The sequence below is a fragment of the Prauserella marina genome (assembly GCF_002240355.1).
Taxonomy (GTDB): domain Bacteria; phylum Actinomycetota; class Actinomycetes; order Mycobacteriales; family Pseudonocardiaceae; genus Prauserella_A; species Prauserella_A marina.
The window spans coordinates 752,081-778,399 of the sequence record NZ_CP016353.1 but is presented as its reverse complement, the minus strand read 5'-3'; the positions used below and the strand labels follow the sequence as shown (position 1 = coordinate 778,399).

The following is a 26,319-nucleotide window of genomic DNA, read 5'->3' as shown; positions in this document are numbered from 1 at the left end:
TCAGCCCGGCTGCAAGGTGCGCCCGTAGGTGGTCCCGCGCTGGCGGGACGGCCTCCCCGCCAGTGTCGCGAGCTGATCCAGCTCCGAGACGGTGCGCGACGATCCGTGTTCGGAACCGGCCATCCTGGAGATCGTCTCCTCCATCAGCGTTCCGCCGATGTCGTTGGCTCCGCCGCGCAGGATCTGCGCCGTACCCTCGTCGCCGAGTTTGACCCAGGAACACTGCACGTTGTCGATGCGGCCGTGCAGAGCCAGCCTCGCGAACCCGTGCACCGCGCGGTTGTCCCGCACCGTCGGACCCGGCCTCGCGACACCGGCGAGGTAGATGGGGGCGTTGGTGTGCACGAAGGGAAGCCCGACGAACTCGGTGAAGCCGCCGGTCTCGTCGGCGATACCGGCAAGCACCCTGAGATGACCGAGCCAGTGGCCCGGATGGTCGACGTGGCCGTACATCATCGTGCTCGACGAGGGAAGGCCGATCTTGTGCGCGGTCGTCACGACGTCGACCCACGTCTTCGCGGGCAGCTTGCCTTTGGTGAGCACCCACCGCACGTCGTCGCCGAGAATTTCGGCGGCCGTGCCGGGAATGGAGCCGAGCCCGGCGTCCCTGAGTTCGGTGAGCCATTCCGCGACGCTCACGCCCGCCTTCGCCGACGCGGACACGATCTCCATGGGCGAGAACGCGTGTACGTGCATGTCGGGGACAGCGGCCTTGATGGCGCGCACGATGTCGGCGTAGTAGCTGACCGGCAGTTTCGGGTCGATGCCGCCCTGCATGCAGACCTCGGTCGCGCCCGCGGCCGCCGCCTCGACCGCCCTGCTCGCGACATCCTCCGCCGAGAGGCGATAAGCGTCGGCATCGCGTTCCCGCTGCGCGAACGCGCAGAACCGGCAACCGACGTAACACACGTTGGAGAAGTTGATGTTGCGGTTGACGACGTAGGTGATGTCGTCGCCGACGACGTCGGCCCTCAGCTCGTCGGCGAGCCTCGTCATCGTCTCCAGCGTTTCGCCTTCGGCGGTGAGCAGCGCCATGGCCGCGCTCGTGTTGGCTGGATCGAGCAGCGCGGCCGGATCGGTGGCCGCGAGCGCGAGGCCCTGTTTGGCGTCGGTGTCGAGCCGTTCCGGCGCGGCGCCGACCTGATCGCGGACCATGTCCCAGTCGCCGTAGACGCTGTCGAAGTCGCCCCTGCGGTCGCCGGTGCGGCCCTCGGTGTCGATCGTCGCGTGCAGGTCGGCCCTTCCCACGGTGTCGAGCCCGCCGTCCGGTTCCTGCCATTCCCTTCCGACGGCGGGCGCGTCGTCGTCGCCGAGACCATCGTCGGCCGCCAGCGCGGTCACGTGCGGATGCAGCCGCACGTCGATCCACTTGTCGGCGTCACGCACGTACCTCGGGTAGACCGCGAGCCGTTCCCTCAGCGAGAAACCTGCTTCCGCGGTCCAGCCCCGCAGCTCCTCGATGCCCGGCCACGGGCGTTCGGGGTTGACGTGGTCGGGAGTCACCGCCGACACCCCGCCCCAGTCGTCGATACCGGCACGCAGCAGCAGCGCGTGCTCGTCGCCGACGAGGTTCGGCGGGGCCTGCACGCTGACGCCAGGCGGCATCAGCAACCTCGCGACGGCGACGGTCGCGGCAAGATCCTCGATCCCGGCGTCCGGCGCCGAACGCATGGCCGTGTCCGGCTTTGCCCGGAAGTTCTGGACGATGATCTCCTGGATGTTGCGGTACTGCCGTGCCCGCGACCTGATGGCGTGCAGCGACTCGGCCCGCTCCTCCAGCGTCTCGCCGATGCCGACGAGGATGCCGGTCGTGAACGGCACCCCGACCCTTCCCGCGTCGTCGAGCACCCTGAGCCGGACAGCGGGTTCCTTGTCCGGGCTGCCGTAGTGCGGTCCGCCCTTCTCCGACCACAGCCGCTCGGCGGTGGTCTCCAGCATCATCCCCATGCTCGGGGCGACCGGCTTCAGCCGCTGTAGTTCCTCCCAGCTCAACACGCCGGGGTTGAGGTGCGGCAACAGTCCCGTCTCTTCGAGAACGGCGATCGCCGAAGCTCTTACGTAGTCCAAAGTGGAGTCATAGCCGCGTTCGTCGAGCCACTGCCTCGCCTCCGGCCAGCGGTCCTCCGGCCGGTCGCCGAGCGTGAACAACGCCTCCTTGGAGCCCGCCTCGGCGCCCGCCCTCGCGATGGCGAGCACCTCGTCCCGCTCCAGGTAGAGCGAGTCGAGCTTGCCCGGCACCTTGACGAACGTGCAGTAGTGGCACCGGTCCCTGCACAGCCTCGTCAGCGGGATGAACACGCTCGCGCTGTAGGTGACGACGCCATGACGGCCCTGGTCGGCGAGATGCGCGTCCCTGACGCGGGCCGCCGCGCCGAGAAGGGCGTCGAGATCTTCTCCCCGCGCGGTGAGCAGCACCGCGGATTCGGTGACGTCGAGCGCCACCCCTTCCGAAGCCCGCTTGAGCGCGCGGCGCATCGCGGAAGAAGACGGTTTCGGCGAGGGCGGTGCGATCGAGACGGGATCAGCCATGTGCCGAGACTAGGCGTGCGAGCACCCGCCCGCTAAGAGCTTTCGCTGTGAGGGATTACTCGGACTGCCGGGAATAAACCGGCTCGGCCACCGCGAGCGGCACCAACGCCGGCTCCGGCTCTACGGCGCCCTGCGGTGTGGCGACCGCGCGGGCCTTCTTCATGCGCTGCCGCACGACACCGGCGGTCATGCCGATGACGCCGAGCACGATGGCGACGAGACCGACCGGGCCGAGCAACCCGAAGGTCATGGCATTCGGCTCGGCCTGAGCGGCCGAGGCCGTGCCCATGCCTAACGTGAACAGGCTTGCCGCAGTGGCGACGAGGACAGCGGTCACGCGGCGTGCGCGCACTGCTGTACGAGCCTGCACACTGACAGGGTTGCGCACCGGAGTGCCTCCCGGGATCAGACGGCCATTCACACGACCTTCACCCTAAAGGGTGACTGTCGCCGTCAAGAAAACTACCGACCGTGTCAACCCCGGCAGTTTCCGTGCATGACCGGCAGAGACTAGCGACCCGCGAGGGCTAACGATGCACGGGGGCGGTTCACTCACTCCCCCTTGCGACCCAGCCGCGGCGTTCCCCCTCGTCAATCAGGGTCCTCGCCGCGGCCCACAGTTCGGAGGACGCGTCACCGATCACCGCTTTGCGCTCGCGAACGGTATCCGCGGTCACGCCGGGCGTCCGCCAGGTGCCGCCCTCGGCCATCCAGTTCAGCAACAGCGGCTGGAGCCGGTCCATCGCCTTCGCGAACTGTGCTTCCGCCGTCTCCTTCGCCTCGAACTCGTCCCACCGCAGCCGGAAAACCTCGGCCTGCCCCGAGGGCAGCAGGGCGAACAACGCGTCGGCAGCGGCCTCCTCCCGCTCGCGCTGGCTCGCGGCGCCCTCGTCGTCGTAGAGCGGGGTGTCCCCGGCGTAGATCTCGACAAGGTCGTGCACGAGCACCAACTCCACGGTGCGCGCGACGTCGACCGGCTCGTCGGCGTACTCGGCGAGCACGAGCACCATGAGCGCCAGATGCCACGAGTGCTCGGCGTCGTTTTCCCTCCGGTCGGCCGCCGCGAGCGGCGACTGCCGCAGCACGGTCTTGAGCCGGTCGACCTCGATGAGGAACGTCAACTGCTCGGCCAGCCTGCCGTGCACACCGTCCGGCAGTGGGTTGTCGGCGCTCAGCGGCTCGTTCGCGATCGTCACGCCCCGACCCTGACAGCGCCCACCCCACTGGGCAACGGGTTTCCGGATCACGCCAGGTAAAGCGGTTCCCTGGTGCCGAGAACCCGCCTCGTGAAGTAGGGGTTGCGGATGCTGGTGGCGCTGACCAGATCGACGGATCGCCCGAGGATGCGTTCGAGCCCTTCCATCAGGCCGAAATAGGTATCGAAGTAGTCAAGGCCCTCGGAAGGGTCGAACTCCACGAGTACGTCGACATCACTGGTATCAGTGTCGAACGAATCATCCGAGGCCGACCCGAAAAGATCGAGACGCCGGACAGGCAGCGTCCGGCACAGGTTCTCGATCTCCGGAAGTCTCGACGCGACGAAGTGGTGCACAACCGCCACCTCCGCTGTCGAGCAGCCTGAGCGAGCATCGCGGAAGGACCGCGAGGGTGCCGCTCAGGCGAACGTCGCCGTCACCGGGGCGTGGTCACTCCAGCGCTTGTCGTAGCTCTCGGCCCGCTCGACCACAACGGACGTGCACGCCTCGGCGAGCCCCGGCGTGGCCATGAGGTAGTCGATCCGCCAGCCGGTGTCGTTGTCGAACGCCTTGCCCCGGTAGGACCACCACGTGTACGGCCCCGGCCCCTCGGGAAAGAGCTTGCGCTGCACATCGACGTAACCCGCGTCGAGCACGGTGCCGAACCAGGCCCGCTCCTCGGGGAGAAAACCGGAACTCTTACGGTTCGCCCGCCAGTTCTTGAGGTCGATCTCGGCGTGCGCGATGTTCCAGTCACCACCGACGAGCACGTGCTTGCCAGCCGCCTCGGCCTTGGCTTTCAGCTCTTCGAGGTAGGGCAGGAAGGCGGCCATGAACCGCTCCTTCTCGTCCTGTCTCGGCGTACCGACATCGCCACTCGGCAGGTAAAGGCTCGCGACGATGACCTCTGGCAGGTGCATCTCGGCGTAGCGGCCGCTGTCCTCGAATTCCGGCTCACCGAAGCCGATCCGCACCGATTCGGGTTCGATCCTGCTGTAGAGGGACACTCCGCTGCGCCCCTTCGCCGCGCTCGGCGCGTGCACGACGTGCCAGCCGTCCGGCCTGGCGAGCGAGACGGGCAGGTCGCTTTCCTCCGCCCGCACCTCCTGACACGCCACGACGTGGGACTCGGTGGCGGCCAGCCATTCGACGAAGCCCTTCTTGGCCGCGGCACGCAACCCGTTCACGTTCACAGTGGAGACCTTCAACACGCGAGGCAGGCTACCCGGCCACCCCGACACTCCGGCCCTCCAGCTAGCAGCGAGCGCCTTCGACGGGTTCGAGGAAGTCGTCGGACGCCCACCTGCCGTCGCCGAGCTCGCGGAATCCGTCCTGGACCTCGCCACTGGCCTCGACCCGAGCGCCCGCGTTGTACTTGCCGACGATCGCGGATCCGGTTCCCGGCGCCGAACGCACGTTGAGCACGTCGGCGGTGACAGTGACGGTGCACCCGGCGGACGGCTGACCACCGCCGCCCTGCTCCGCTCCCGAGGAACGCTGGTCGGAGCCAATGGCGAAAATGACGACGACGCCGACGAGAACGCCGAGGATGATCAGCGTCTTCTTCGAGACTATGCCAAGCACGATGGTGCTCCTATGTCCTATGACAGGGGTCCTTCGACAGGCACTGCTTGGCAGAGTAAGGGCAATTCTGGCCCCCCGGACAGACCTGAGCGGAGCAACCACCCACCTGCGCCATTTCCGTTAGCTGCCAGTCACTCCCGGTCACCGACCGCCGATCGCGGCGACGAGTTCCCCGATCGCGTCAAGCGCGTGCGCGCTGACCATGACATCGCAGTACGGCAAAGCCGCCGCCATACCGGCGACTCTCGGCTCGTACCCCGGTTTCGCTGTCCTCGGGTTGACCCACACGATCTTGTGAGCGAGTAGCGAAAGCCGGGCCAGTTGCTCGCGGAGCGTGGCGGTCTCCCCCGATTCCCAGCCGTCGGAGATCACCACGACGACGGCACCGCGAGCCAGTTCCCGCGCATCGCGGCGTTCCAGAAACTCTTTCAGGTTCGGGCCGATCCTCGTTCCTCCCGACCAATCGGGTGCCGCGGCACCGACCTCCCGCAACACGGTCGCCGGGTCCGCGTTCAGCACATCGGTGACGCGGGTCAGCCTGGTGGCGAACGTGAACACCTCGGCCCGCGCCCCGCCCGCCGCGCACACCAGCAGTTGCAGCATCGCCCTCGCGTGCGGGCGCATCGAGCCGGAGATGTCGCACAGCACGACGAGTCCACGCGGCTTCCAGGTGGGCCTCGACCGTCGCAACAGGATCGGCTCAGCACCCGTCCCGCGAGCCGCGCGCAAGGTTTCCCTCATGTCATAGGACTTTCCGCGCGGCGCCGGCCGCCGTCGTCGCGAACGGCGCACCGGAGTCGCGAGGCGAAACCCGCGCATGGCCTCAGCGAGGGCGAGCAGTTCGTCGTCGGAAAGTTCGGTGAACTCCCTTCCCGCGAGGGTTTCCTCGGCGCTACCCAGCAGCGCGACCGTGCCCTGTCCCTCGCGCCGCTCCCCCGGACCGTCCGTACTGTCCGTCCGGCTGCCGCCGCCTCCCACCGACGAACCGGCCGCGCGTTCCGCTCGCGGCACCGCGTTCGTCACCAGCCTGGCACCGTCACCGAAGACGGCGGCGAACACGGTGTCCAGCAAGGGAATATCGTCCGGCCCGGTGGTCAGGGTCGCGAGCGCGCACCAGTACAGCTCGTCGGCGCCCGCCGGATCGGCGGTCACCACGGCGGTCGCGAACCGGGCCGCCCTGTCCGGCCCGACCGCGAGGCCCTCGGCCCGCAACAGCGCGCAGAACCGGGAAACCAGCTCAGCGAGCATCGCCGACGACCCCGGCCCAGCAGCCCTTTCCCTCGGCCTCGACGGTCACGCGGTCTTCCTCGTACTTGAGCACCGCCCCGATGGTCGCCGCCACCACCTCCTCGTCGAGGTCGGCAGGAGTGTCGACGCCGAGTACCCGCAGCGCCGATGCCCAATTGATCGCCTCGGCGATCCCCGGAGGCTTGGTCAGCCGCAGCTCCCTCATGCGCCGCACTCCGATGGCGACCCGCTCGGCGAGCCAGGCAGGAGCCCTCGGCTCTCGCAACCTGATGATCGCGGCGACTCTCGCGGGTTCGGGGTGGGCGATCCAGTGGTAGAGGCAGCGGCGCTTGAGCGCGTCGTGCAGTTCCCTCGTGCGGTTCGAGGTCAGCACCACGATCGGTGGCACCTTCGCCACCCTCGTACCGAGTTCGGGAATGGTCACGCTCGCCTCGGCGAGCAGTTCCAGCAGGAACGCCTCGAACTCGTCGTCGGCCCTGTCGACCTCGTCGACGAGGACGACGGCAGGCAGCGGCCCTTCGTGATCGATGGCGGCGAGCAAAGGCTTGCGCAGCAAGTAGTCGTCCGTGAACAAATCCACTTCGGACAGTGTGCCGCCCCTCACCTCCGCGAGTCTGATGGCCAGCAACTGCCGGGGATAGTTCCATTCGTAGATGGCGTCGGCCGCCGCGAGCCCTTCGTAACACTGGAGCCGGATGAGCGGAGTACCCAGCGCCACGGCGAGCGCCTTCGCCGCCTCGGTCTTGCCGACCCCCGGTTCGCCTTCCAGCAGAATGGGTTGCCGCATGGCCACGGCGAGAAACAGCGCGGTGGCGAGCGGGGCGCCCGTGAGATAGCCCGCCTCGCCGAGCGCGGCCGAAAGCGAAGCGGCGTTCTCCGGTTCCCCCGCACGCTCACTCATGGCTGCCGTAACGAACGGGGTCGTCGGCGAAGGCCCGCGCGCAGCCCTGCCCACAGAAGTAGCGCGCGCCGTCCGCCCTGACGATCGACGGCGTTGCCGCCGACACCGCGACGGTCATCCCGCACACCGGGTCGAGCGCCTGTTGCCCGGATTCCTCTGGTGCGGGTTTCTCCGCCCGGCGGCGGGGGCGGGTCGCGACCAGCTCCGCGTACACCGACAACGCGACCTCCTCCGGTGTCGCGGCACCGATGTCGAGTCCGGCCGGAGTGTGCACGACACCGGCGCCGCCGACCCCGAGCGATGCCAGCACCGCCGCGCCGCGCCGACGGCTCGCCACGAGTCCGATGTAGCCGGTCCCGGCCTCGATCGCCGCCCGCAGCACGGATTCCTCGTTTCTTCCATGGGAAGCGACGATCACGGCGTCTCCCCTGTCTGCCGCGTTGTCGAGCGCGGCACCTTCGGTGAGACGCACGTCGTAGCCGAGCGCGATGCCGACGGTCAGCAGCGCGCGGGCGATCGGGGCGTCGCCGAACACGTACACGAGTCTCGGCGGCAACTGCGGTTCGAGGAAGATGTCGACCGCGCCCCCGGAAAGGCAGGGATTGGTGACCGTGACGATTCCTTCCTCTCCGTAGCCACCGCCACCGGTTTCCGGTTCGTCGTTCGTGATCCGCAGCAACGCGGACTCCCCTGTGGACAATGCCTGAATCCCGTGCGATCGCACGCTGGATTCGGCGCAGGTACCGCCGACGAACCCCTCGACCGTCCCGTCGGCGAGTACCAGCGCCCTGTCACCCGGCCTCGCGCTGGCAGGCCGCTGGACCCGCACCACGGTCGCCAGCACGAACGGCGTGCGTTGCGTCCTGAGCGAATCCGCGTGCTCACGCAACGCCGAAGGCAAGGGAATGGCCGTCATGTGATCGCCAGATCCGTTCTCAATGGGTTGCCCCGCATGGCACTCCACACGGCGGCCGGGGCCAGCGGCATGTCGGCGTGCCGGACGCCGAGCGGTTTCACCGCGTCGAGTACGGCGTTGACGACCGCGGCCGGCGAGCCGACCGTCGCCGACTCGCCGACGCCCTTCGCCCCGATGGGATGGTGCGGCGAAGGAGTCACCGTTTCACCGAGCCGCCAGCTCGGGCATTCGAGCGACGTCGGCAACAGATAGTCCATAAAGGACCCGCCGAGATGGTTGCCATCCTCGTCGAAGGCCATCACCTGCATCAGCGCCATACCGACGCCGTCGGCGAGCCCGCCGTGCACCTGCCCTTCGACGATCATCGGGTTGATGCGCACCCCGCAGTCGTCGACGGCGAAGAACGAACGCACCGTCACCTGTCCCGTCCCCGGGTCGACGTCCACGACGCACACGTAGGCGCCGAAGGGGTAGGTCAGATTGGGCGGGTTGTAGACGCAGGTGGCGTCGAGGTGGCCCTCGACGCCCTCCGGCAGTTCGAGGTCGGAGTGCGCGGCGAGCGCGATCTCCTGGATGTCGCGGCCAGCCTGCCTGTCTCCCTTGACGAACCAGCGCCCCTTCTCCCATTCGAGGTCGTCCTCGCTCACCTCCAGCATCGCCGAGGCCACGATCTTCGCCCTGTCCCTGACCTTTCTCGCGACGACGGCGGTCGCCGCACCCGACACCGGCGTCGAGCGCGAACCGTAGGTGCCGAGCCCGAACGGGGTTTGATCGGTGTCGCCGTGCACCACGTCGATGTCGTCGGGCGAGATGCCGAGTTCCTCCGCGACGATCTGAGCGAACGTCGTTTCGTGCCCCTGCCCCTGTGACTGGCAGGACAACCGCAGCACGGCCTTTCCCGTGGGATGCACTCTCAGTTCAGCGCCGTCGGCCATGCCGAGCCCGAGTATGTCCATGTGTTTGCGAGGACCGGCGCCGACGGCCTCGGTGAAGAAGCTGAGCCCGATCCCCATCAGCTCGCCCCGCTCGCGGCGGCGCGCCTGCTGCGCCCTCAGCTCGTCGTAGTCCGCGAGGTCGAGCGCGGCGCGCAACGTCGCCGGATAGTCGCCGGAGTCGTACACCCAGCCGGTCTTGCTCTCGTAGGGAAACTGTTCCGGACGCAGCAGATTGCGCATCCGCAGTTCGGCCGGATCGAGCCCGAGATCGTAGGCGAGCACGTCGACGAGCCGCTCCACGAGATACACCGCTTCGGTGATGCGGAAGGAACACGCGTAGGCGACCCCGCCCGGAGCCTTGTTGGTGTAGACGCCGGTGACCTCGCAGTGCGCTGCCATGAGGTCGTAGGAGCCGGTGAAAACCCCGAAGAAGCCCGCTGGGAATTTGGTCGGCTGCGCGGTGCCGTTGAAGGCGCCGTGATCGGCGAGCACCTTGACCCTGACCGCGAGTATCCGGCCTTCCCTTGTCGCCGCGATCTCACCGTGCATGTGGTAATCGCGGGCGAAGGACGTGCTCATGAGGTTCTCCGAGCGGTCCTCCATCCACTTCACCGGTTTTCCGGTGAGGATCGAGCCGACGACCGCACACACGTACCCGGGATAGATGCCGACCTTGTTCCCGAATCCGCCGCCGATGTCGGGTGAGATCACGCGAATCTTGTGTTCGGGGATACCGGCCACGAGCGCGTACAGGGTGCGGTGGGCATGCGGGGCCTGCGTCGTCGTCCAGACGGTGAGCTTGCCCGTCACCGGGTCCATGTCCGCGACGGTGCCGCAGGTCTCCAGCGGCGCTGGATGCACCCTGGGGTACAGCATGTCCTGCACGGCAACGACATCGGCGGCGGCGAACACCTCGTCGGTGTGCTCCTTGTCGCCGGTCTCCCAGTCGAAGATGTGGTTGCCGGTCCGGCCCTCGATGTCGTCCCTGATCACCGGCGCGTCATCGGCGAGTGACTTCTTCGCGTCGATCACGGCCGGAAGTGGTTCGTATTCGACGTCGATCAGTTCGAGCGCGTCCCGTGCCGCGTACCGGTCCTCGGCGACGACGAAGGCGACTTCCTGTCCCTGAAACCGGACCTTGTCCGTGGCAAGCACGGCTTGTACGTCATGTGACAACGTCGGCATCCATGCCAGATTCAGGCTTTCCAGCGTCGCGCCGGTGACCACGGCCCTCACCTTGGGGTGAGCTTCGGCAGCGCTCGCGTCGATCGACACGATCCGGGCGTGGGCGTGCGGGCTGCGCAGCACGGCACCGTGCAACATGCCGGGCAGCGCGACATCGTCGACGTAGGTTCCCTTGCCCCTGACGAAACGCACGTCCTCTTTCCGGTGCATGCGCCCGAAACCCATGGGAGTTTCGGGGTTCTCGACGGCGGTCATGCCCGCACCTCCACGTCCGGCGTTTCGTTCTCGGCATCCGCCTCGTGCTCGGCGGCCCACCGCACGGAGCGCACGATGTTCTCGTATCCGGTGCATCGGCACAGTTGTCCCGATATCGCCTCCCGGATGTCCTTTTCGGACGGATCGGGGTCGTTGTCGATGAGCCAGCGCGCGGTCATCATCATGCCGGGGGTGCAGAACCCGCACTGCAATCCGTGGCACCGCATGAATCCCTGCTGAACAGGGTCGAGCCCGTCTGCTCCCGCGAGCCCTTCCACCGTGCGAACCTCGTGCCCATCGGCCATCACGGCGAGCACGGTGCACGACTTCACCGGCTTACCGTCGAGCCACACGACGCAGGCTCCGCAGTTGGAAGTGTCGCAGCCCCAGTGTGTTCCGGTGAGCCCGAGGTCGTCGCGCAGGAAATGCACGAGCAGCAACCGGGGTTCGACATCGGCGCTGTGCGCTTCGCCGTTGACGGTGACCGTGATTTCCATGTCAGCTCTCCTCGCGCCGCCGGCCGAACCAGCGCCCTCGTGCCGTTCGCAGCGCGCGCTCGGTCAGCGTCGCCGCGAGATGCCGTTTGTAGTCGACGGGTCCACGTTGGTCGGTGAAGGGATTGCACTGTTCGGCGGCGATCCGCGCCGCCTCGGCGAACCGCTCGTCAGTCGCGGGGCCTCCGGCGAGAAATTCCTCGGCTTCCCTCGCGTGGAAGTTGCGCGCTCCCAGCGCGGTCAGCCCGATGCCCACTTCTTCGACGGCGCCGTCGTTCACGCGCAGCACCGCCCCCGCCGCCGCGACGGCCCAATCTCCCGCTCTGCGCTCGACTTTCTGGTAGGCCGAAGCCGACGACCTGATCGGAACCCGCAGTTCGACCAGTAACTCGTCCGGTTCGAGCACCGTCTGATACGGGCCGACGAAGAACTCGCGCACCGCGACGGTGCGTTCTCCCGCCGGTCCCCTGATCACGGCATCGGCGCGCACCGCGGCGAAAACCGCCGAAAGGTCCTCGGAGGGATCGGCCTGACACAGCGAACCACCGACCGTTCCCCTGTTGCGCACCACCGGATCGGCAATCATCTTCTCGGCATCGTGGAAGATGGGAAAATGCTCACCGGCCACGGCGGATGCCAAAAGGTCCGCATGGCGCACCATGGCGCCGATCCGCAACCGGGTTCCGTCGACACCGATGGTCGCCAGTTCGGCCAGATCGTTGATGTCGATGAGGGCTTCCGGCTGCGCGAGCCGTAATTTCATCATCGGGATGAGACTGTGCCCGCCGGCGACGATCCTGCTTTCGGGCCCATACCTGGCAAGCAGTGCCAGCGCGTGCTCGATGCTGGCCGCCTTCTCGTACTGGAATTGCGCGGGTACCTGCATTCGCTCTCCCTGCCGCGTCGGCCCTGTTGGCTCGCAACATTCGGGCAGGGAACGCATTCCGGCAATGGTCAGTTAAGGGTCTGGTTATGTAGCCTGGTCCGGTGACCGGAGACACAGACAAGGTGTCCCGATGACCCTCGGCCAGCTCAGTGCTTTCGTTCTCGTCGCCCGCCTCGGCTCGGTGACGGCGGCGGCACGCGCGCTCGGGGTCAGCGAACCCGCTGTCTCACAAGCACTCGGCGCGTTGCGCCAGCACCACGACGACAAACTGCTGGTGCGCACGCGCGAGGGCATGACGCTGACCGCGGGAGGGCGGCGGCTGCTGCCCATCGCGTCACAGATGGTGTCACTCGGCGCCGACGCCGAAGCCGCCGTGCGCGAGGCGAAAGGCGTCGCTGAGGAATTGCGGGTGGTTGTCGCCAGCACCATCGCCGAGTTCGTGGCCAACCCACTGCTTGAGGCGTTCGGCAGAAAGTCGGGCGGCCCCGTCGACTTTTCGGCCGGTCTCGCCAAGACAGCCGAGATGCCGGTGCTCGTCGGCAACCGGCTCGCCGACGCCGCGCTGGGGCCACGACTCGACGACGCAGACCTGGACAGCGTGCCGATCTTCCGGGGCACCCTCGTCGCCGTCGGTTCGCCGCGACGAGATCGCGCCGGTTCGCCATCGACGTGGCCGTGGCTGGTCGATCCCTCCGGCACGGATGAGAAGAGCGACACCGCGGTGCTGTTGCGCAAACTGGCCATCCCCGACGAGCGGGTGCGGGTCTTCGCCAATCAGACCGCCGCGTGGTCGGCCGCGGCGAGCGGGCTCGGCGTCTCCGTCGCCGTCGAACACCTCGTCGCCCCGCAACTGCGGAGGCGGGAACTGGTCGTCGTGCCGACGAGGGCGACACCGATGCCGGTGTACTGGCACGTGACGACGGCCTCGCGCGATCGCTGTTCCGTCGTCGCTTCCTCGCTCAGGCACTTTCTCGGCACACCGGTCGCGATGCAGATCATGCGGTCACCGGGCAGCGGGGTGCCGCCTTCGCGATTCCGGCCGCCGGTCTTCGTGACGATCTGGAGTTAGGTGTGATGTCCAGGGAGGTTGTGTGATCGGGTACGGCGAGTCGTAGATGGGCGAAGGCCTCCCCGATGTGGAGTGGAGCTGTCTAGGAACCTCTCCACGAGGAGGCCTTCATGGCTCACGCTAACGCGGCTTTGACCCCGAGACACCGTCTTCGTTTGGCGCGGCTGATCGTGGAGGAGGGTTGGCCACCGTCGAGGGCTGCTGAGTTCTTCCATGTCTCGTGGCGCACGGCTGCGAAGTGGGCCCAGCGCTATCGCGAGGAGGGCCTGGCGGGGATGGTCGATCGGTCTTCGGCTCGGCGGACGCAGGCGGCCAAGACGCCCCAGCCGGCGGTGCGCAAGATCGTGCATCTGCGCTGGAAACAGCGGCTCGGACCGGTGCAGATCGGCTCGAAGTTGGGGATGCCGGCCTCGACCGTGCATGCGGTGCTGGTGCGCTGCGGGCTCAACCGGCTCTCCCACATCGACCGCGTCACCGGTGAACCCGCGCGACGTTACGAGCGGTCCCGGCCTGGTGAGTTGATCCATGTCGACGTCACCAAGTTCGGCAACGTTCCCGACGGTGGTGGCTGGCGGTTCGTCGGTGTTCAGCAGGGCTACCGCAACTCTGCCGCGACCTCACGGCGCACCGGCCGACATGGCGGCAACTATCGGCCTGCGGTCGGGACCTGCTTCGTGCATACCGTGATCGACGACTACTCGCGCGTGGCCTACGCCGAGTGCCATAACGACGAGACGGCTGCGACCGCCGCCGCGGTCCTGCACCGGGCAGTGGCCTGGTTCGCCGATCGCGGCATCATCGTCGAGCGCGTGCTGTCCGACAACGGAAGCGCCTACAAGTCGTTCCTATGGCGTGACACCTGCCAAGAACTCGGCATCACCATGAAGAAAACCCGACCCTATCGGCCACAAACCAACGGGAAGATCGAGAGACTCCACCGCACAATGTCGGATGGCTGGGCCTACAAGAAGCTCTACTCCTCAGAAGACGCCCGCCGCAACGCACTGGCAGGATGGCTGCACCAGTACAACCACCACCGGCCCCACTCCGCACTCAGCGGCCGTCCGCCCATAACACGGTTGGACAACCTCCCTGGACATCACAGTTAGGTCGCGTCTGACCGACCTCTGCCGTGCGATTCGTCAGACACGACCTAGCCGCGGTTGAGGGAGAAGTCGCTGCAACCGGCGCCGGCGACCCTGCCTTCCATGGTGTCGCCGGACACCGAGGCGATACCAAGGTCGACCATGACGTAGTTGCCGGGCTGGTCGATCCACTCGTCCTGCTGGAACACGAAGCCGCTTGGCGTGTTTCTCCCGATCATCGAGAAGCTACCCGATTCGGCCGCGGGTCCTCCCTCGACGGGCGAGAAGGTGAACACCGCGGACACGGTGTCGCCTTCCGGAGGCGACACCTCCAGTTCGAGACCGGTTTCGCCCTGCGAGCAGAAGTACGAACCCTTCCATGTGCCCACGAGCGAAGCCAGGTCGATCTCGGCGGCACCCGGTGACGTCTGCGAGGTAAGTGAACTCGATGACGTTGGTGAACTGGGCGAGGACGTCAAAGAGGTCGACGTCGGCGATGGAGAGGCCGCCTCTTGCGCCGTTCCGGTCACCTGCTCGGCACACGCGCCGAGCAGGAAGACGGACACCAGGAGCGAGCCGAGAACGGCGACGGTACGCGTGAGCACGCAGGGATCCTAACCGGGCGCGCCCGGCCGGGCAGGAGCGCCGGATCCGGCCGTCACTGCCTGTTCAGCACCACATCGGTGCAGCCTCGCTGCCCCGCCTCACCGAGTACGTAGCCCATCATGGCGTCGCCGGCGACCTCGGTGATCCCGAAGTCGATCATGCCGGTGCCTTCGGCCTGCTCGATCCAGCGTATCGAGGCGAACAGGATGGTGCCGTCGTCGGAGAGGAAGGCGTCGGAGCGGTGGCTGCCGGGGGTGATCTCCGGTCCGCCGTCGGCCGTCGCGAGCGAGACGGTGGCCGACGCGAATTCCCCGTTGTACTCGTCGATCTCCACGGTCAAACCGCCAGGGCCTTCCGGGCACAGGTAGGTGCCCTTCCACGTGCCGTTGAGCTTGCCGATGTCGTAACCGGAATCACCGCCGGGCGGCGCGGCGGTGGAGGAACCCGGCCGCTCTCCATTGCCAGGGGCCGGAGAAGGCGTTCCTTCCTGCTCCCCCGCGCACCCCGCCGTCACGACCGTGGCGGCGAGCAACGACAAACCTGCGACGAGCCGACGAGTCCGAATACGCACGGCGCAGAACTCTAACGTCCGGCACGAGCGACGGGTGAATTACCCGCGCTTGTCACACGTTCGCCCTAGCCCGCGAAACGCGAACGGCGCCCCCGCCGAGGTGGCGGGGGCGCCGGATCGAGCGATGCGCGTCAGCCCTTTCAGCCCTGGGCGATCTTCTTCGCCAGGTTCTCGTCCAGCGTCGCGAGGAAGTCCTCGGTGGTCTGGAACGGCTGCTCCTTGCCGACCAGCAGGGCGAGGTCCTTGGTCATCTTGCCGCTCTCGACGGTCTCGATGACGACCTGCTCCAGCTTGGTGGCGAAGCCGACCAGCTCCGAGTTGCCGTCGAGCTTGCCCCTGTGCTCAAGACCCCTCGTCCACGCGAAGATCGAGGCGATCGGGTTGGTCGAGGTGGGCTTGCCCTGCTGGTGCTGCCGGTAGTGCCTGGTGACGGTGCCGTGGGCTGCCTCGGCCTCGACGGTCCTGCCGTCGGGAGTGCGCAGCACGGAGGTCATCAGGCCGAGCGAGCCGAAGCCCTGCGCGACGGTGTCGGACTGCACGTCACCGTCGTAGTTCTTGCAGGCCCACACGTAGCCGCCCTCCCACTTGAGCGACGCGGCGACCATGTCGTCGATCAGCCGGTGCTCGTAGGTGAGGCCCTTCGCGTCGAAGTCCGCCTTGAACTCGGCGTCGAAGATCTCCTGGAACACGTCCTTGAACATGCCGTCGTAGTACTTGAGGATCGTGTTCTTCGTCGACATGTAGACCGGGAAACCACGGTCGAGCCCGTATTGCAGGGATGCGCGGGCGAAGTCCTCGATGGACCGCCGGTAGTTGTACATCCCCATGGCGACGCCGCCGCCCTCGGGGAAGTTCGCGACCTCGAACTCCATCGGCTCCGAACCGTCGGCCGGGGTGTAGGTCATGGTGACCGTTCCGGGGCCGGGGACCTTGAAGTCGGTGGCCTTGTACTGGTCGCCGTGCGCGTGCCTGCCCACGATGACCGGCTTGGTCCAGCCCGGCACCAGTCGCGGAATGTTGGAGATGACGATCGGCTCACGGAAGATCACGCCGCCGAGGATGTTCCTGATCGTCCCGTTGGGGCTGCGCCACATCTTCTTCAGGCCGAATTCTTCGACCCTGGCCTCATCAGGAGTGATGGTGGCGCACTTCACGCCGACGCCGTGCTTCTTGATGGCGTTGGCCGCGTCGACCGTGATCTGGTCGTCGGTCCGGTCCCGTTCCTCGATACCGAGGTCGTAGTACTCCAGATTGACGTCCAGGTACGGGTGAACCAGCTTGTCCTTGATGAACTGCCAGATGATGCGGGTCATCTCGTCGCCGTCGAGTTCGACGACGGTGCCCTCGACCTTGATCTTGGCCATGTGCGGCGGGGCTCCTCTCGCGGATCTTCGCGTCTTTGTCCTTCGGCACGTGTAAGCGGTACAAGCGTACTGCTAAATGCGTTGTCGTGTCGCCCGCACCCCCGGTTACCCGCAGGTATACCGCAACCACCCGCCGTCGCACGGTAGCGGCCCCCCGCTCCTCACGGTGAGGAACGAGGGGCCGGCCTGAATCGATCCGTCAGGTCGTGGCGAAAAGGCCGAGCGTGCGTTCCGGCCGGATCCCGGCGAGCTCCCGCTGCCAGATCGCGTAGAAACCCGCCTCTTCCTTCGTGCGCAACTCGACGCCTTCGGCGACGGCCACGTCGGGAGAGGAGCGCACCGCGTCCTCCAGTACCTCCTTGGCACCGGAACCGTCGCCGAACTGCTCCTTGCCCCTGTGCAGGATCTCCTCCGGCAACCAGCCTTCGAACGCCTCGCGCAGCAGCTTCTTCTCCTCGCCGTGCGAGCTGCCCGGCGGCAACATCTTGTGTTCGGGCGGGATCGACAGGGCCAGCTCGACGACCTCACGGTCGAGGAACGGTTCCCTCGCCTCCAGCCCGAACGCCATCGAGGCCCGGTCACAACGTTGCAGGTTCAGGTGATGCAACTCGCCGACCGTGCGCACCAGTTCGGCCTGCAACGCGTCCGGATCGGTGAACGGTTCCTCGTGGTAGTAGGAGTAACCGGCGAACAGCTCGTCGGCACCCTCACCCGTGAGCACGGCGTGCACGTGCTTGACCGCGTACTCGGCGAGCAGCAGGTTCGGCACCGCACTGCGCACGAGGGAAGGGTCGTAGTGCTCGATCGCGGTGACCGCCCTCGGCAGCGCGTCGATCGCGTCCTGCCTGGTCATGAGGATCTCGTGGTGCTCGATGTTGTGGTGCTTGGCATCGAGGTACTCGGCGACCCGCTTCGCGGCGAGCAGATCGGCGCTGCCGGGAGAGCCAACCGCGAAGGTGGGCAGTGGCTGCCGGTGCCGCGCCGCGTACTCGGCCGCGACGGCGGCGACGATCGCCGAATCGAGTCCTCCCGAAAGGAAAACGCCGACACCGACATCGCTCATCATGCGGTTCTCGACCGCGGCGACGATCGCCTCGCGTACCGACTTGACCAGCGACTGGTCCCACACACCCGCTTCCTCCGCCCTGCGGGCCGGCCGGACGTGCGACGGCACGCTGTCCGCGAACCGCACGAGACCACCGGCGGGACTCCAGCAGTGCCCCGGAGGGAAGCTCTCGACGAGCGGCCTGTCCTCGGCGTCGAACGCCCGCAGTTCGCTGGCGAACAACGTGACGTCCTCACGCCGCGCCCAGTACAGCGGCTTCACGCCGAGCGGGTCGCGCGCGGCGAGGAAATCACCGTCCTCCGTGGCGAAAGCCAGCGCGAACATGCCCCGCAACCTGGCGAGACCCACCGGGCCGTCGACGATCAGCGCGTGCAGCGCCGCCTCGCTGTCCGATCCGGTCTCGAACAACTCGTGCCCAAGATCTTCCCTGATGTGCCGGTGATTGTAGATTTCGCCGTTGGCCACGAGATATGTTCTCGACTCGGCGTCACTCAGCGGTTGATGCCCGCCTTCAACATCCATAATGGACAAACGTTGATGGCCGAGCCAGACATTTTCCTTGCGGATTTCGCCAGTGTCGTCAGGACCCCGATGCTTGATCCGACTCAACATTCTGCGACATGAACTGATATCGATGTTACCGACTGCGGCAACTATTCCACACACTGGTGCGGCACCTCCTCGGTTACGACCAATTGTAGTTGATATGTGTGCCGCTTTCGTGTTCGTCGCCGGTCTCGACTACCGCCGCGCTCGCTCCTACCCTGGTCACAGCGGAGGTGGTCAATGATGCGGGCATCCGTGGGAGACCGAATTCACGTACACGGCAGGACCGTCGGCTCCGGAAAACAACAGGGCGAAATCGTCGAAGTGCGCGGCGATCACGGCGAGCCGCCCTATCTGGTGCGGTTTTCCGACGGTCACGAGGGACTCGTTTTTCCCGGCCCGGATTGCGAGGTCCTCGACGGCGCGGGCAACGGGGAAGGCGCGAGCTGAGCGGAGGATTTCCGCTCGGCGAGTACCGCGCATTTTCCCGCGATGCGGAAATCCGTCACGGTGAGCATGTGGACGACCGCGGGCGGCCATCCGCATCCGGTGCGGCTTAAGCCGCTCGCGCCCGAAGTTCGACGGCCATCGCAGTGTGAAGCGCTTCGTACCATGTGAGCCATGAGCACAGCGCAGTCTCCGTCCTCACCGTCCGTGCCCGCCGGGCAAAGGGAGGATGCGCCCGCCCAGGTGGCCCATCGGCTACCGGAGCGGGACGAGATCCGCATCGAGGCGGTCCTACAGGCGCTCGCCGACCCCGTTCGCCTCGAACTCGTGCGCCAGCTCGCCAGGGAGGGCCGCCCGCTCATGTGCGGCGCCTTCGACGTCTCGGTCAGCAAGTCGACGCTGACCCATCACCTGCGCACGCTCAGGGAAGCCGGGGTCATCGCCTCCCGTCCACGGGGCACGTCGAGGCTGAACCGGCTGCGCCGGGACGACCTCGACACCCTGTTCCCCGGCCTGCTGCACGGGGTTCTCGCCGCGCCGAGGTAACGCGGCCGGCCCTCACGAGGGTGCGCAGCGTCACCCGTCGCCGGGATGACACGGGCCCCGGTGACTGTTGAGACTGGAGTCAGGCAGCCAAGCGACACAGGGGTCAGACGCTGGCTGTCTTTCTTTACGCCATTCGGCTTTAACGATTCAGAAATCCGCACAGGAGGGAGTGCTGTGCCCGTAGCGCTGCTCGCGCTCGCCATCGGTGCCTTCGGCATCGGCACCACCGAGTTCGTGATGATGGGAGTGCTGCCGGAAACGGCAGCCGACTTCGGTGTCTCGATCTCGGCGGCGGGCTATTTGATCTCCGCGTACGCGCTGGGTGTCGTGGTGGGCGCGCCACTGCTCACCGCCGTCGCCGTGCGGTTGCCCCGCAAGACGATGCTGCTCTCGATGATGGTGATGTTCGTCATCGGCAACGCGCTGTTCGCTTTCGCGCCCAACCACGAGTTCGGGGTGCTGTTCCGGTTCCTGGCCGGACTGCCGCACGGCGCGTTCTTCGGCGCCGGAGCCGTCGTGGCCTCCAGCATGGTGGCCTCGGGGCAGCGGGCGAGGGCCGTTTCGATGATGTTCATGGGCCTGACGCTGGCCAACGTCGTCGGCGTGCCGCTCGGCACACTGCTCGGCCAGCAGGTCGGCTGGCGAGCCACCTTCGGACTCGTGGCCGTCATCGGACTGGTCGCGCTCGTCGCGATCGCGAAACTCGTCCCCCACCAGGGCAAGCCGCTCGAAGTGTCGTTGCGTGGTGAACTCTCGGCGTTCCGGAAGCCGCAGGTGTGGCTGGCGCTGGCGATCGTCACCTTCGGACTCGGCGGCGGGTTCGCCTGCCTGAGTTACCTGGCTCCGATGATGACCGATGTCGCGGGGTTCGAACCGGCGAGCGTCACGTTGCTGTTGTCGCTCGCGGGCATCGGCATGACACTCGGCAACTACCTCGGCGGCAGGCTGGCCGACCGGGCCCCGATGCCGACGTTGTTCGCGGCGCTGTTCGCGCTCGGCAGCGTGCTCGCTGTCTTCACGGTGACCGCCCACAGCAAGGTCGCCGCTGCGATCACGATCTTCTTCATCGGTGTCGCCGCGTTCATGATCGGACCGATCATGCAGGCAAGGATCATGGAGAAGGCGGGGGGCGCGCCGTCGTTGGTGTCGGCGGCCGTGCAGTCGGCCTTCAACATCGCCAACTCGATCGGCGCCTACCTCGGCGGGCTCGTCATCGCGGGCGGCCTCGGTCTCGTCGCCCCCAACTGGGTCGGCGCCCTGCTCGCGGTACTGGGACTGAGCCTGGCCGCCGTGTCGGCCGGTCTCGACCGCAAGGAGACCCCCACCCCCGCACCACCCCAGCCCCAGTTGGCCACCGCTGGCCACGGCTGACCGCATTCAGCGGGCTAAACGCGGTGCTGAGCATAGCTAAGTACCGCGTTTAGCCCGCTAACTGCTGTTTGAGGCGGGGCGGTCAGCCGAGTGGGCCGCCGGTGATCGTCAACGTCACGAACAGGATCAACAACCCGAAGCAGGCATAGGACAGGACGTCGATCGGCCTGCTCCTGATTTGCAGCAGCCCTGCCTGCTCGTCCGACAACGCGGCCCGCAACACCGCCGCGACAAGCAGCGCGCCACCGATCAACGCGGCGCCCTGTCGCCAGTGGTACATGCCGATGCGCACGGCTGCCACCGCCACCAGCGCGACGACCACGGCGAACGGAAGCTGGGCCAGCAGCCTGCGCCGCCACGGGGACGGCGAGGCCGGAGACGGTGGTGTCGGCGGTGTCGGCGGTGTCGGTGCCGGGGACGGCGTACTCACCGCGCGGCCAGTCGTTCGGCTGCCTCGACGACGTTCGAGATCAACATGGCCCTCGTCATCGGCCCGACCCCGCCGGGATTGGGCGAGATGTACCCCGCCACCTCCTCGACACCGGGAGCGACATCGCCTGCCAGCTTGTCGTCGACCCTGGACACACCGACATCGAGGACCGCCGCGCCTGGCCGCACCATGTCCGGCGTGATCAGCCCTGGTGACCCCGCCGCGGCGACCACGATGTCCGCCCTGGCGACCTCGGCGGCCAGATCGCGCGTCCCGGTATGACACAGGGTGACCGTCGCGTTCTCGGTGCGCCGGGTAAGCAGCAGTCCCAGCGTCCTGCCCACCGTGATGCCCCTGCCGACCACCGTCACCCTGGCACCGGCGAGCGGTACGTCGTAGCGGCGCAGCAATTCGAGGATCCCCAGCGGGGTGCACGGCAACGGCGCCGGCTGGCCGAGCACGAGCCGGCCGAGACTCACCGGGGCGAGCCCGTCCGCGTCCTTGTCCGGATCGATGCGTTCCAGGATGGCGCCCGAATCGAGGTGGGAAGGCAACGGGAGCTGCACGATGTATCCGGTGCACGCGGGGTCGGCGTTCAGTTCGTCGACGACCGCTTCCAGCTTGGCCTGCGAGATGTCCGATGGAAGGTCTCGGCGGATCGAGGTCACGCCGACCTTCGCGCTGTCGGCATGCTTCATGCGCACGTAGGAATGAGAGCCGGGGTCGTCACCGACCAGCACCGTGGCCAGCCCGGGAGTGATGCCCCGCTCGGCGAGCGCGGCCACCCTCGGAGCAAGCTCGGCGAAGATCGCGTCTTTGGTGGCCTTGCCGTCCAGAACTGTCGCCGTCACGGATCCGATTGTTTCAAAGGCCGAGGCAGGCCGCGGCGCTGCCTTCCCATTCCGGCGATCAGCAAGGCCAGCATCGCCACCACGCAACCGGCAAGCGTCGGCACCGTGATGCCACCGGCGACCGTCGGCAGGAACGCGTCGAGCAGCACCGAGCCGACGAGTTGCCCCGCGACCGAAGCGAGAGCGAGCAGCAGAACCCCGATCCAGCCGACGACTAACGCCGACACCGCGATGAACACCAGCCCGAACAAGCCGCCGAGATACAGCGCGGGATTGCTGGGCATCGGTCCGGGCAAACCCCGTGTTGCCAACGAAATCAGCCACGCGCCGACCAGCACGACGAAACCTGTCGAGAAGTTCACCAGCGCCGCGGTGAGCGGACTGCCCGCCGCGACGCTGACATGTCCGTTGATCGCCTGCTGCACCGCGACAGCCGCTCCGACCAGCACCGGTAATACCAGCAGCCACAATTCCGCCGCCGAGCCGACATCGTCGCGGCCGACGATGGCGACACCGACGGCGGCCACGGTCAGCAATGACCCGAGCACTCTCGACCAGGACAACGGTTTCCTGCCGGCAGGGCCGATGCCTGCCTTGTCGACGAACAGTCCGCTCACCGTCTGTCCGGCCACGACACCGACGGTGAACAACGCGACACCCACAACGGCGACCGTCACCGACTGTGCCAATACGTACAGTGCTCCGGCGACTCCTCCGAGGCAGTGCCACGGCCGCAGTTCTCCGCCCCGCAGCGCCGAGACCACCGCACCGAGCCCGAAACGCATGCGCCGGGACGACACCAGCAGCACGGCCAATATCAGCAGTCCGCCACCGAACGAGAGCACGGCGGCGAAGGCGGAGTCGCCCACCTCCCTGCCGAGTTGCCCGTTCACCCTGCTTTGCGCGGCCATCACAAGACCGGCCGCGATGGCGAGAAGGACGCCGAGAACCCGCTTCAAGCGTGTCGTGTGGATTGTTGCGGCGTTCGAGGGACCTTGCGGCCGAACGCCGGTACTCGGGGTAGCCATCGCCGACCATTGTGCGAGTGATGGCTCCATAAGGTTGCTTCCATGTGATGATCTGTGGCACTTCACACGCCGCAAAGTTGGCAGCACACAGCGCAATTCAGGCAGAACCGCGTTGATGTAGAGATGTGCCGTGCATTGGCGGCACGAATTAGTCAAGATGTTGTCGTGGCACTACCGACCCAGCTAAACGCAACCGAGCAGGACACCCTGGTCAAGCAGATCGGCCTCTCTTTGCTTCGAGCGGCCCCGCGCGACTGGCGAAGGGTGACCGCCGAGTACCGCGCCGTAGGGAGGTACCACGAGCTGACCGGGGAAGTCGTCGTAGCCGACGGCTCAACCGAGGAGTGGATGGCCACCCACGACATCGCCACTTTGTTCGGCCGGCTGCGGGCCGGAATGTACCGGGAAGGCAGAGGTACCTGGTTCAACGCGCGCTATCAGTTGGACCACCCCTCCAGCTACAACCTCGAATACGACCGCGACGAACCGCAGTGGGACCTGGCCCCGCCTCCTCAGGCCTACGCCGACGAACTGCGCACGTTCCCTCGTTCCGAGGAGAACGTGCCGGACTGGCTGATGCGCAGGATGTCGGGGCTCGGCCCCGAACGGCCAGGACACCGCTTCCGGATCGCCCGCATCTTCGACGGTCCCCCCGGTCCCAACGGCCGCCCCGTCATCAACCGTCCCGAACTCGACGTCGATGAACAGGACCGGCTGCTCGACTACCTCGACAGCTCACCTGTCGTGGTACCCGGCAGGGGCTACGACCTCGACCGGCTCGCGAACCCTCCGGAGAGCACCGTCCCGATCGCCTTCCACAGTGACGGCGCCTGGATCTGGCCGGCCGCCGTCAACTACTACCTGCGTGAATACGGCCTCGCCCCGGAGCCGGACCTCATCCAGCACATTCGCGGCAACGGCTTCTCGATCCCCGACGTTCCGGAACCGGTCCGCCAAGCCGCTTCCGCGCACATCAATCGAGGTGGCGTACCTCCGCAACAACGGCCGGTCCCACCGCCACCACCTGAACCCGAGCAGGCCGTCGCGGAGGAACCGGAGCCGCTGCCCCCGTTCGAGGAGCAGTTCGCCGAGCACGCCGCGGAACCGACCCGATTCGCCGAACCGGTCCGCCACGACGACGGCCCCCCGCACGACCGGCTCCGGCACGACGAACCGGAACCCGAGGACATCGGTTACGCGGGCATCGACAACGTCGACGACGATCCCGGCAGGGCCGGTGACGACCTCGACCGCATCGATGGTCGCAATGGACTCGACGGTCTCGGTGGGCTCGACGGTCTCGAACGCCGCGAAGGGCGGGACCGGATCGACGATATCGACAACCTCGACACCCTGGGCAGCCTCGACGACCTGGATGAGCGGGGCGAGCACGCGGACCACGGTGACCGCATCGACGTCGACGAGAACGCGGCCACCACGATCGCGGCCCTTCCCCCGCTTTCCGAGCCGCCCGCGCGAGAAGAGGAGCAGACCGACTCGCTGCTCAACGAACGCATCGACGACCGGCCACGGCCTCCGGCCCATCTCGACGGCACCGATGACGGTGGTCCCCCCACCCAGTTCTCCAGCCCGCCGCCCATGTACGAGGAGCCGGTGCTGGAAGACCTGCACGACAAGTTGGAAGACCTCGGCATCCCCGAGGCCGTGTACCGCATCGGCGCACCCGCGGAGCACGGCTGGAGCGTCGAACAGGTCGCCGAGGGCTGGCGGGTCGGCTGGTACGACGAAGAACTCAAGAGCCCAGCGGTGTTCGGGGACGCGGAGGACGCGGCAGCGTTCATGCTGGGCAAGGTGCTGCTTGCGCCGGGTGGCGCGACCACGCCCCCAGTGCAACCGGCACAACCGGCACCGCCCGCCGCACCCGCTCCTGAGGAGCGGCAGCCACCGCCACCGCGCCCGGTGACCACCACTTTGTCACCCGAGGTCGCCACCGGCATGCGGCCACCGCCACCTCCTCGCGAGCAACCACCCGCGGAACAACCGACCAGGCTTTCGGCCCCCGTCACGCCGAGGGAAGAGCCCTCGGCAGGAGCCCGTCGGCAGGCCCCGGCTCCCGGGCCGCGCGAGGCGCCCCAGCCGCCGCCGGCCCGCAGGGACGGTCCGCCTCGCCCCGCCGAAGCCGATCAGCGCAAGGGCGGTGGGCAATGGCCGATCCATCCGATGTCCGGCGAACCTCCGCTGACGTTGTTCCGGGGTAAGGAAGTCAGGGAGCTACCGGCAGGCAGCGAACTAGACCGGTTCGGCGGGCCGAACGGAAACCTCACCTACGCCGCCGGCACGCCGTTCGAGGAACGGTCGCTGGTACCGGAATGGGTCAGCAGGCCGTACCACGTGTATCGCGTGCAGCGCCCACTTGAGGCATTGCACGGTGTGGCCATTCCCTGGTTCAACCAGCCGGGTGGTGGCGCGGCTTACCTGCTGCCCGCCTCCATCGAGGAACTGCTCGCCGAAGGCGATCTGATCGAACTCGACCCCGGCGAGCCGCCCATCGACTGACCGTTCGCCGAACGGTCAGTCCACGACGAGACCGTGTGCCGCGGCGTAGGCCACCGCCGTGTCCAGATCGACCCGCACGCCGGAAAGTTGAGCGTGCACAAGCCCATTGGCGTCGATACGGGCACCGCGGAGGTCCGCGCCGCGGAGCACGGCACCGAGCAACCGCGCTCCGGTCAGGTCGCTTCCTCGCAGGTCCGCCTCGCGCAGATCGGCGTCGGTCAAGTTGGCCTCCCGCAGCCGCAGTCGCGTGAGGTTCTTGCCTTTGAGCACGGCCTTCGCCAAGGAGGCCAGCGAAAGGTCACAGTCCTTCACACTCACGGCACGGAAGCCACAGTCCGCAAAGGACGATCCGAGCAGCGAGCATCCCGAGAAGCTCGCACCGGCGAGGCTCGTGCGATTGAACTCGCACGAGCGGAACGCCGACGAGTGATGCGCGGAGTCGCCGAGGTCGGTCTTGGTGAAGTCACACTCGTCGAACGTGCATCCTCGCGTCGTCAATCCCCGCAGATCCGCCTCGCTGAAATCGCAACGGATGAACTTCCGATTCTCCCAGTTCGCGTTGGGCAGCACCGCGTCCTGGTAGTCCTCGTCCACCTCGGGTTCATCCATCCGGCCAGCATGTCATACCTGCCGGTGATCACCGTCGAGGCACCCGGCCACCCGGTGAGATTTTCGTTGTGTGCCAGCGTTTTC

The 26,319-nt window shown here is 67.4% G+C and carries 26 protein-coding genes; 6 read left to right on the top strand and 20 right to left on the bottom strand.

The annotated features are described in order from the left end of the window. From BAY61_RS03445 to BAY61_RS03390, 12 genes are all read right to left on the bottom strand, one after another. Entirely contained in the window at positions 1-2,529 is a 2,529-nt protein-coding gene (locus BAY61_RS03445; protein ID WP_091810825.1) for a bifunctional FO biosynthesis protein CofGH, read from the bottom strand. A 55-nt stretch (positions 2,530-2,584) separates the two neighbouring features. Continuing rightward, positions 2,585-2,818 carry a hypothetical protein gene (locus BAY61_RS03440; RefSeq protein ID WP_338061500.1) on the bottom strand — a complete coding sequence of 78 codons (234 nt, stop codon included), beginning with the start codon at positions 2,816-2,818 and terminating at the stop codon, positions 2,585-2,587. 259 nt (positions 2,819-3,077) lie between these two features. After that, a complete protein-coding gene (locus BAY61_RS03435) occupies positions 3,078-3,725 on the bottom strand; it encodes an HD domain-containing protein (protein ID WP_245865757.1) in 648 nt (215 codons plus the stop codon). A 47-nt stretch (positions 3,726-3,772) separates the two neighbouring features. Next, entirely contained in the window at positions 3,773-4,081 is a 309-nt protein-coding gene (locus tag BAY61_RS03430; protein ID WP_091810827.1) for a nucleotidyltransferase family protein, read from the bottom strand. 63 nt (positions 4,082-4,144) lie between these two features. Then, complete coding sequence (locus BAY61_RS03425; protein WP_091810828.1) at positions 4,145-4,936, bottom strand: exodeoxyribonuclease III; 792 nt, start codon at positions 4,934-4,936, stop codon at positions 4,145-4,147. Between the two features lie 43 nt (positions 4,937-4,979). Continuing rightward, entirely contained in the window at positions 4,980-5,309 is a 330-nt protein-coding gene (locus BAY61_RS03420) for an SH3 domain-containing protein (protein ID WP_338061501.1), read from the bottom strand. A gap of 141 nt (positions 5,310-5,450) precedes the next feature. Further along, positions 5,451-6,557, bottom strand: coding sequence for a vWA domain-containing protein (locus BAY61_RS03415; protein WP_091810829.1), 1,107 nt, complete (start codon positions 6,555-6,557; stop codon positions 5,451-5,453). Continuing rightward, a complete protein-coding gene (locus BAY61_RS03410) occupies positions 6,547-7,458 on the bottom strand; it encodes an AAA family ATPase (protein WP_091810830.1) in 912 nt (303 codons plus the stop codon). Before BAY61_RS03410 ends, BAY61_RS03415 begins: the two co-directional genes overlap by 11 nt. Next, the gene (locus BAY61_RS03405; protein ID WP_091810831.1) at positions 7,451-8,374 is read right to left on the bottom strand and encodes an XdhC family protein; all 924 of its coding nucleotides are present in this window, start codon (positions 8,372-8,374) and stop codon (positions 7,451-7,453) included. Before BAY61_RS03405 ends, BAY61_RS03410 begins: the two co-directional genes overlap by 8 nt. Then, positions 8,371-10,749 carry an aerobic carbon-monoxide dehydrogenase large subunit gene (locus BAY61_RS03400; protein WP_091810832.1) on the bottom strand — a complete coding sequence of 793 codons (2,379 nt, stop codon included), beginning with the start codon at positions 10,747-10,749 and terminating at the stop codon, positions 8,371-8,373. The genes BAY61_RS03405 and BAY61_RS03400 overlap by 4 nt, the downstream gene beginning before the upstream one ends. Next, positions 10,746-11,246 carry a (2Fe-2S)-binding protein gene (locus BAY61_RS03395; RefSeq protein WP_091810833.1) on the bottom strand — a complete coding sequence of 167 codons (501 nt, stop codon included), beginning with the start codon at positions 11,244-11,246 and terminating at the stop codon, positions 10,746-10,748. The genes BAY61_RS03400 and BAY61_RS03395 overlap by 4 nt, the downstream gene beginning before the upstream one ends. 1 nt (position 11,247) lies before the next feature. Continuing rightward, positions 11,248-12,129 carry an FAD binding domain-containing protein gene (locus BAY61_RS03390; RefSeq protein WP_091810834.1) on the bottom strand — a complete coding sequence of 294 codons (882 nt, stop codon included), beginning with the start codon at positions 12,127-12,129 and terminating at the stop codon, positions 11,248-11,250. A gap of 130 nt (positions 12,130-12,259) precedes the next feature. Between BAY61_RS03390 and BAY61_RS03385 the strand changes: the two genes are divergently transcribed. Both BAY61_RS03385 and BAY61_RS03380 read left to right on the top strand, forming a co-directional pair. After that, entirely contained in the window at positions 12,260-13,198 is a 939-nt protein-coding gene (locus BAY61_RS03385) for a LysR family transcriptional regulator (RefSeq protein ID WP_091810835.1), read from the top strand. 110 nt (positions 13,199-13,308) lie between these two features. After that, on the top strand, positions 13,309-14,307 hold the full coding sequence (locus BAY61_RS03380) for an IS481 family transposase (protein ID WP_185769977.1): 999 nt from the start codon (positions 13,309-13,311) through the stop codon (positions 14,305-14,307). Positions 14,308-14,351: 44 nt separating this feature from the next. On the opposite strand, the gene BAY61_RS03375 is transcribed toward BAY61_RS03380, so the two are convergent. From BAY61_RS03375 to asnB, 4 genes are all read right to left on the bottom strand, one after another. After that, positions 14,352-14,888: a hypothetical protein gene (locus tag BAY61_RS03375; protein ID WP_091810887.1), complete on the bottom strand. Its 537-nt coding sequence runs from the start codon at positions 14,886-14,888 to the stop codon at positions 14,352-14,354. A 53-nt stretch (positions 14,889-14,941) separates the two neighbouring features. After that, entirely contained in the window at positions 14,942-15,460 is a 519-nt protein-coding gene (locus BAY61_RS03370) for a hypothetical protein (RefSeq protein ID WP_143021506.1), read from the bottom strand. Between the two features lie 140 nt (positions 15,461-15,600). After that, positions 15,601-16,824, bottom strand: coding sequence for an NADP-dependent isocitrate dehydrogenase (locus BAY61_RS03365; RefSeq protein WP_091810885.1), 1,224 nt, complete (start codon positions 16,822-16,824; stop codon positions 15,601-15,603). 199 nt (positions 16,825-17,023) lie between these two features. Further along, positions 17,024-18,556, bottom strand: a complete 1,533-nt coding sequence (asnB, locus tag BAY61_RS03360; protein ID WP_091810884.1) for an asparagine synthase (glutamine-hydrolyzing) — start codon at positions 18,554-18,556, stop codon at positions 17,024-17,026. A gap of 123 nt (positions 18,557-18,679) precedes the next feature. On the opposite strand from asnB, the gene BAY61_RS03355 reads away from it, so the two are divergent. The 3 genes from BAY61_RS03355 (at position 18,680) to BAY61_RS03345 (ending at position 20,800) form a co-directional block, all read left to right on the top strand. Further along, the gene (locus BAY61_RS03355; RefSeq protein WP_091810892.1) at positions 18,680-18,886 is read left to right on the top strand and encodes a DUF1918 domain-containing protein; all 207 of its coding nucleotides are present in this window, start codon (positions 18,680-18,682) and stop codon (positions 18,884-18,886) included. A gap of 171 nt (positions 18,887-19,057) precedes the next feature. Further along, entirely contained in the window at positions 19,058-19,429 is a 372-nt protein-coding gene (locus BAY61_RS03350) for an ArsR/SmtB family transcription factor (RefSeq protein ID WP_091810883.1), read from the top strand. A 174-nt stretch (positions 19,430-19,603) separates the two neighbouring features. After that, positions 19,604-20,800, top strand: a complete 1,197-nt coding sequence (locus tag BAY61_RS03345) for an MFS transporter (protein WP_091810882.1) — start codon at positions 19,604-19,606, stop codon at positions 20,798-20,800. 82 nt (positions 20,801-20,882) lie between these two features. Here BAY61_RS03345 and BAY61_RS03340 read toward each other — a convergent pair whose 3' ends face one another. The 3 genes from BAY61_RS03340 to BAY61_RS03330 all read right to left on the bottom strand — a co-directional run bounded on the left by BAY61_RS03340 (position 20,883) and on the right by BAY61_RS03330 (position 23,040). Beyond that, positions 20,883-21,146, bottom strand: coding sequence for a DUF3017 domain-containing protein (locus BAY61_RS03340; protein WP_091810891.1), 264 nt, complete (start codon positions 21,144-21,146; stop codon positions 20,883-20,885). Between the two features lie 80 nt (positions 21,147-21,226). Next, the gene (locus tag BAY61_RS03335) at positions 21,227-22,081 is read right to left on the bottom strand and encodes a bifunctional methylenetetrahydrofolate dehydrogenase/methenyltetrahydrofolate cyclohydrolase (RefSeq protein ID WP_091810881.1); all 855 of its coding nucleotides are present in this window, start codon (positions 22,079-22,081) and stop codon (positions 21,227-21,229) included. Then, a complete protein-coding gene (locus tag BAY61_RS03330) occupies positions 22,078-23,040 on the bottom strand; it encodes a DMT family transporter (protein ID WP_245865748.1) in 963 nt (320 codons plus the stop codon). The genes BAY61_RS03335 and BAY61_RS03330 overlap by 4 nt, the downstream gene beginning before the upstream one ends. A 234-nt stretch (positions 23,041-23,274) precedes the next feature. Here BAY61_RS03330 and BAY61_RS03325 point away from each other — a divergent pair, with 234 nt between their 5' ends. Then, positions 23,275-25,626, top strand: a complete 2,352-nt coding sequence (locus tag BAY61_RS03325; protein WP_420848889.1) for a TNT domain-containing protein — start codon at positions 23,275-23,277, stop codon at positions 25,624-25,626. A gap of 15 nt (positions 25,627-25,641) precedes the next feature. Here BAY61_RS03325 and BAY61_RS03320 read toward each other — a convergent pair whose 3' ends face one another. Continuing rightward, entirely contained in the window at positions 25,642-26,235 is a 594-nt protein-coding gene (locus BAY61_RS03320) for a pentapeptide repeat-containing protein (protein ID WP_091810878.1), read from the bottom strand. Positions 26,236-26,319: the final 84 nt, after the last annotated feature.

What these genes read in the sequence shown, in the direction of transcription:
- BAY61_RS03390 (WP_091810834.1), bottom strand. Translation starts at nt 12,129, where the DNA reads ATGCAGGTACCCGCGCAATTCCAGTACGAGAAGGCGGCCAGCATCGAG.
- BAY61_RS03355 (WP_091810892.1), top strand. Translation starts at nt 18,680, where the DNA reads ATGCGGGCATCCGTGGGAGACCGAATTCACGTACACGGCAGGACCGTC.
- BAY61_RS03440 (WP_338061500.1), bottom strand. Translation starts at nt 2,818, where the DNA reads ATGGGCACGGCCTCGGCCGCTCAGGCCGAGCCGAATGCCATGACCTTC.
- BAY61_RS03405 (WP_091810831.1), bottom strand. Translation starts at nt 8,374, where the DNA reads ATGACGGCCATTCCCTTGCCTTCGGCGTTGCGTGAGCACGCGGATTCG.
- BAY61_RS03415 (WP_091810829.1), bottom strand. Translation starts at nt 6,557, where the DNA reads ATGCTCGCTGAGCTGGTTTCCCGGTTCTGCGCGCTGTTGCGGGCCGAG.
- BAY61_RS03410 (WP_091810830.1), bottom strand. Translation starts at nt 7,458, where the DNA reads ATGAGTGAGCGTGCGGGGGAACCGGAGAACGCCGCTTCGCTTTCGGCC.
- BAY61_RS03395 (WP_091810833.1), bottom strand. Translation starts at nt 11,246, where the DNA reads ATGGAAATCACGGTCACCGTCAACGGCGAAGCGCACAGCGCCGATGTC.
- BAY61_RS03445 (WP_091810825.1), bottom strand. Translation starts at nt 2,529, where the DNA reads ATGGCTGATCCCGTCTCGATCGCACCGCCCTCGCCGAAACCGTCTTCT.
- BAY61_RS03385 (WP_091810835.1), top strand. Translation starts at nt 12,260, where the DNA reads ATGACCCTCGGCCAGCTCAGTGCTTTCGTTCTCGTCGCCCGCCTCGGC.
- BAY61_RS03400 (WP_091810832.1), bottom strand. Translation starts at nt 10,749, where the DNA reads ATGACCGCCGTCGAGAACCCCGAAACTCCCATGGGTTTCGGGCGCATG.
- BAY61_RS03380 (WP_185769977.1), top strand. Translation starts at nt 13,309, where the DNA reads ATGGCTCACGCTAACGCGGCTTTGACCCCGAGACACCGTCTTCGTTTG.
- BAY61_RS03365 (WP_091810885.1), bottom strand. Translation starts at nt 16,824, where the DNA reads ATGGCCAAGATCAAGGTCGAGGGCACCGTCGTCGAACTCGACGGCGAC.
- BAY61_RS03350 (WP_091810883.1), top strand. Translation starts at nt 19,058, where the DNA reads ATGAGCACAGCGCAGTCTCCGTCCTCACCGTCCGTGCCCGCCGGGCAA.
- BAY61_RS03320 (WP_091810878.1), bottom strand. Translation starts at nt 26,235, where the DNA reads ATGGATGAACCCGAGGTGGACGAGGACTACCAGGACGCGGTGCTGCCC.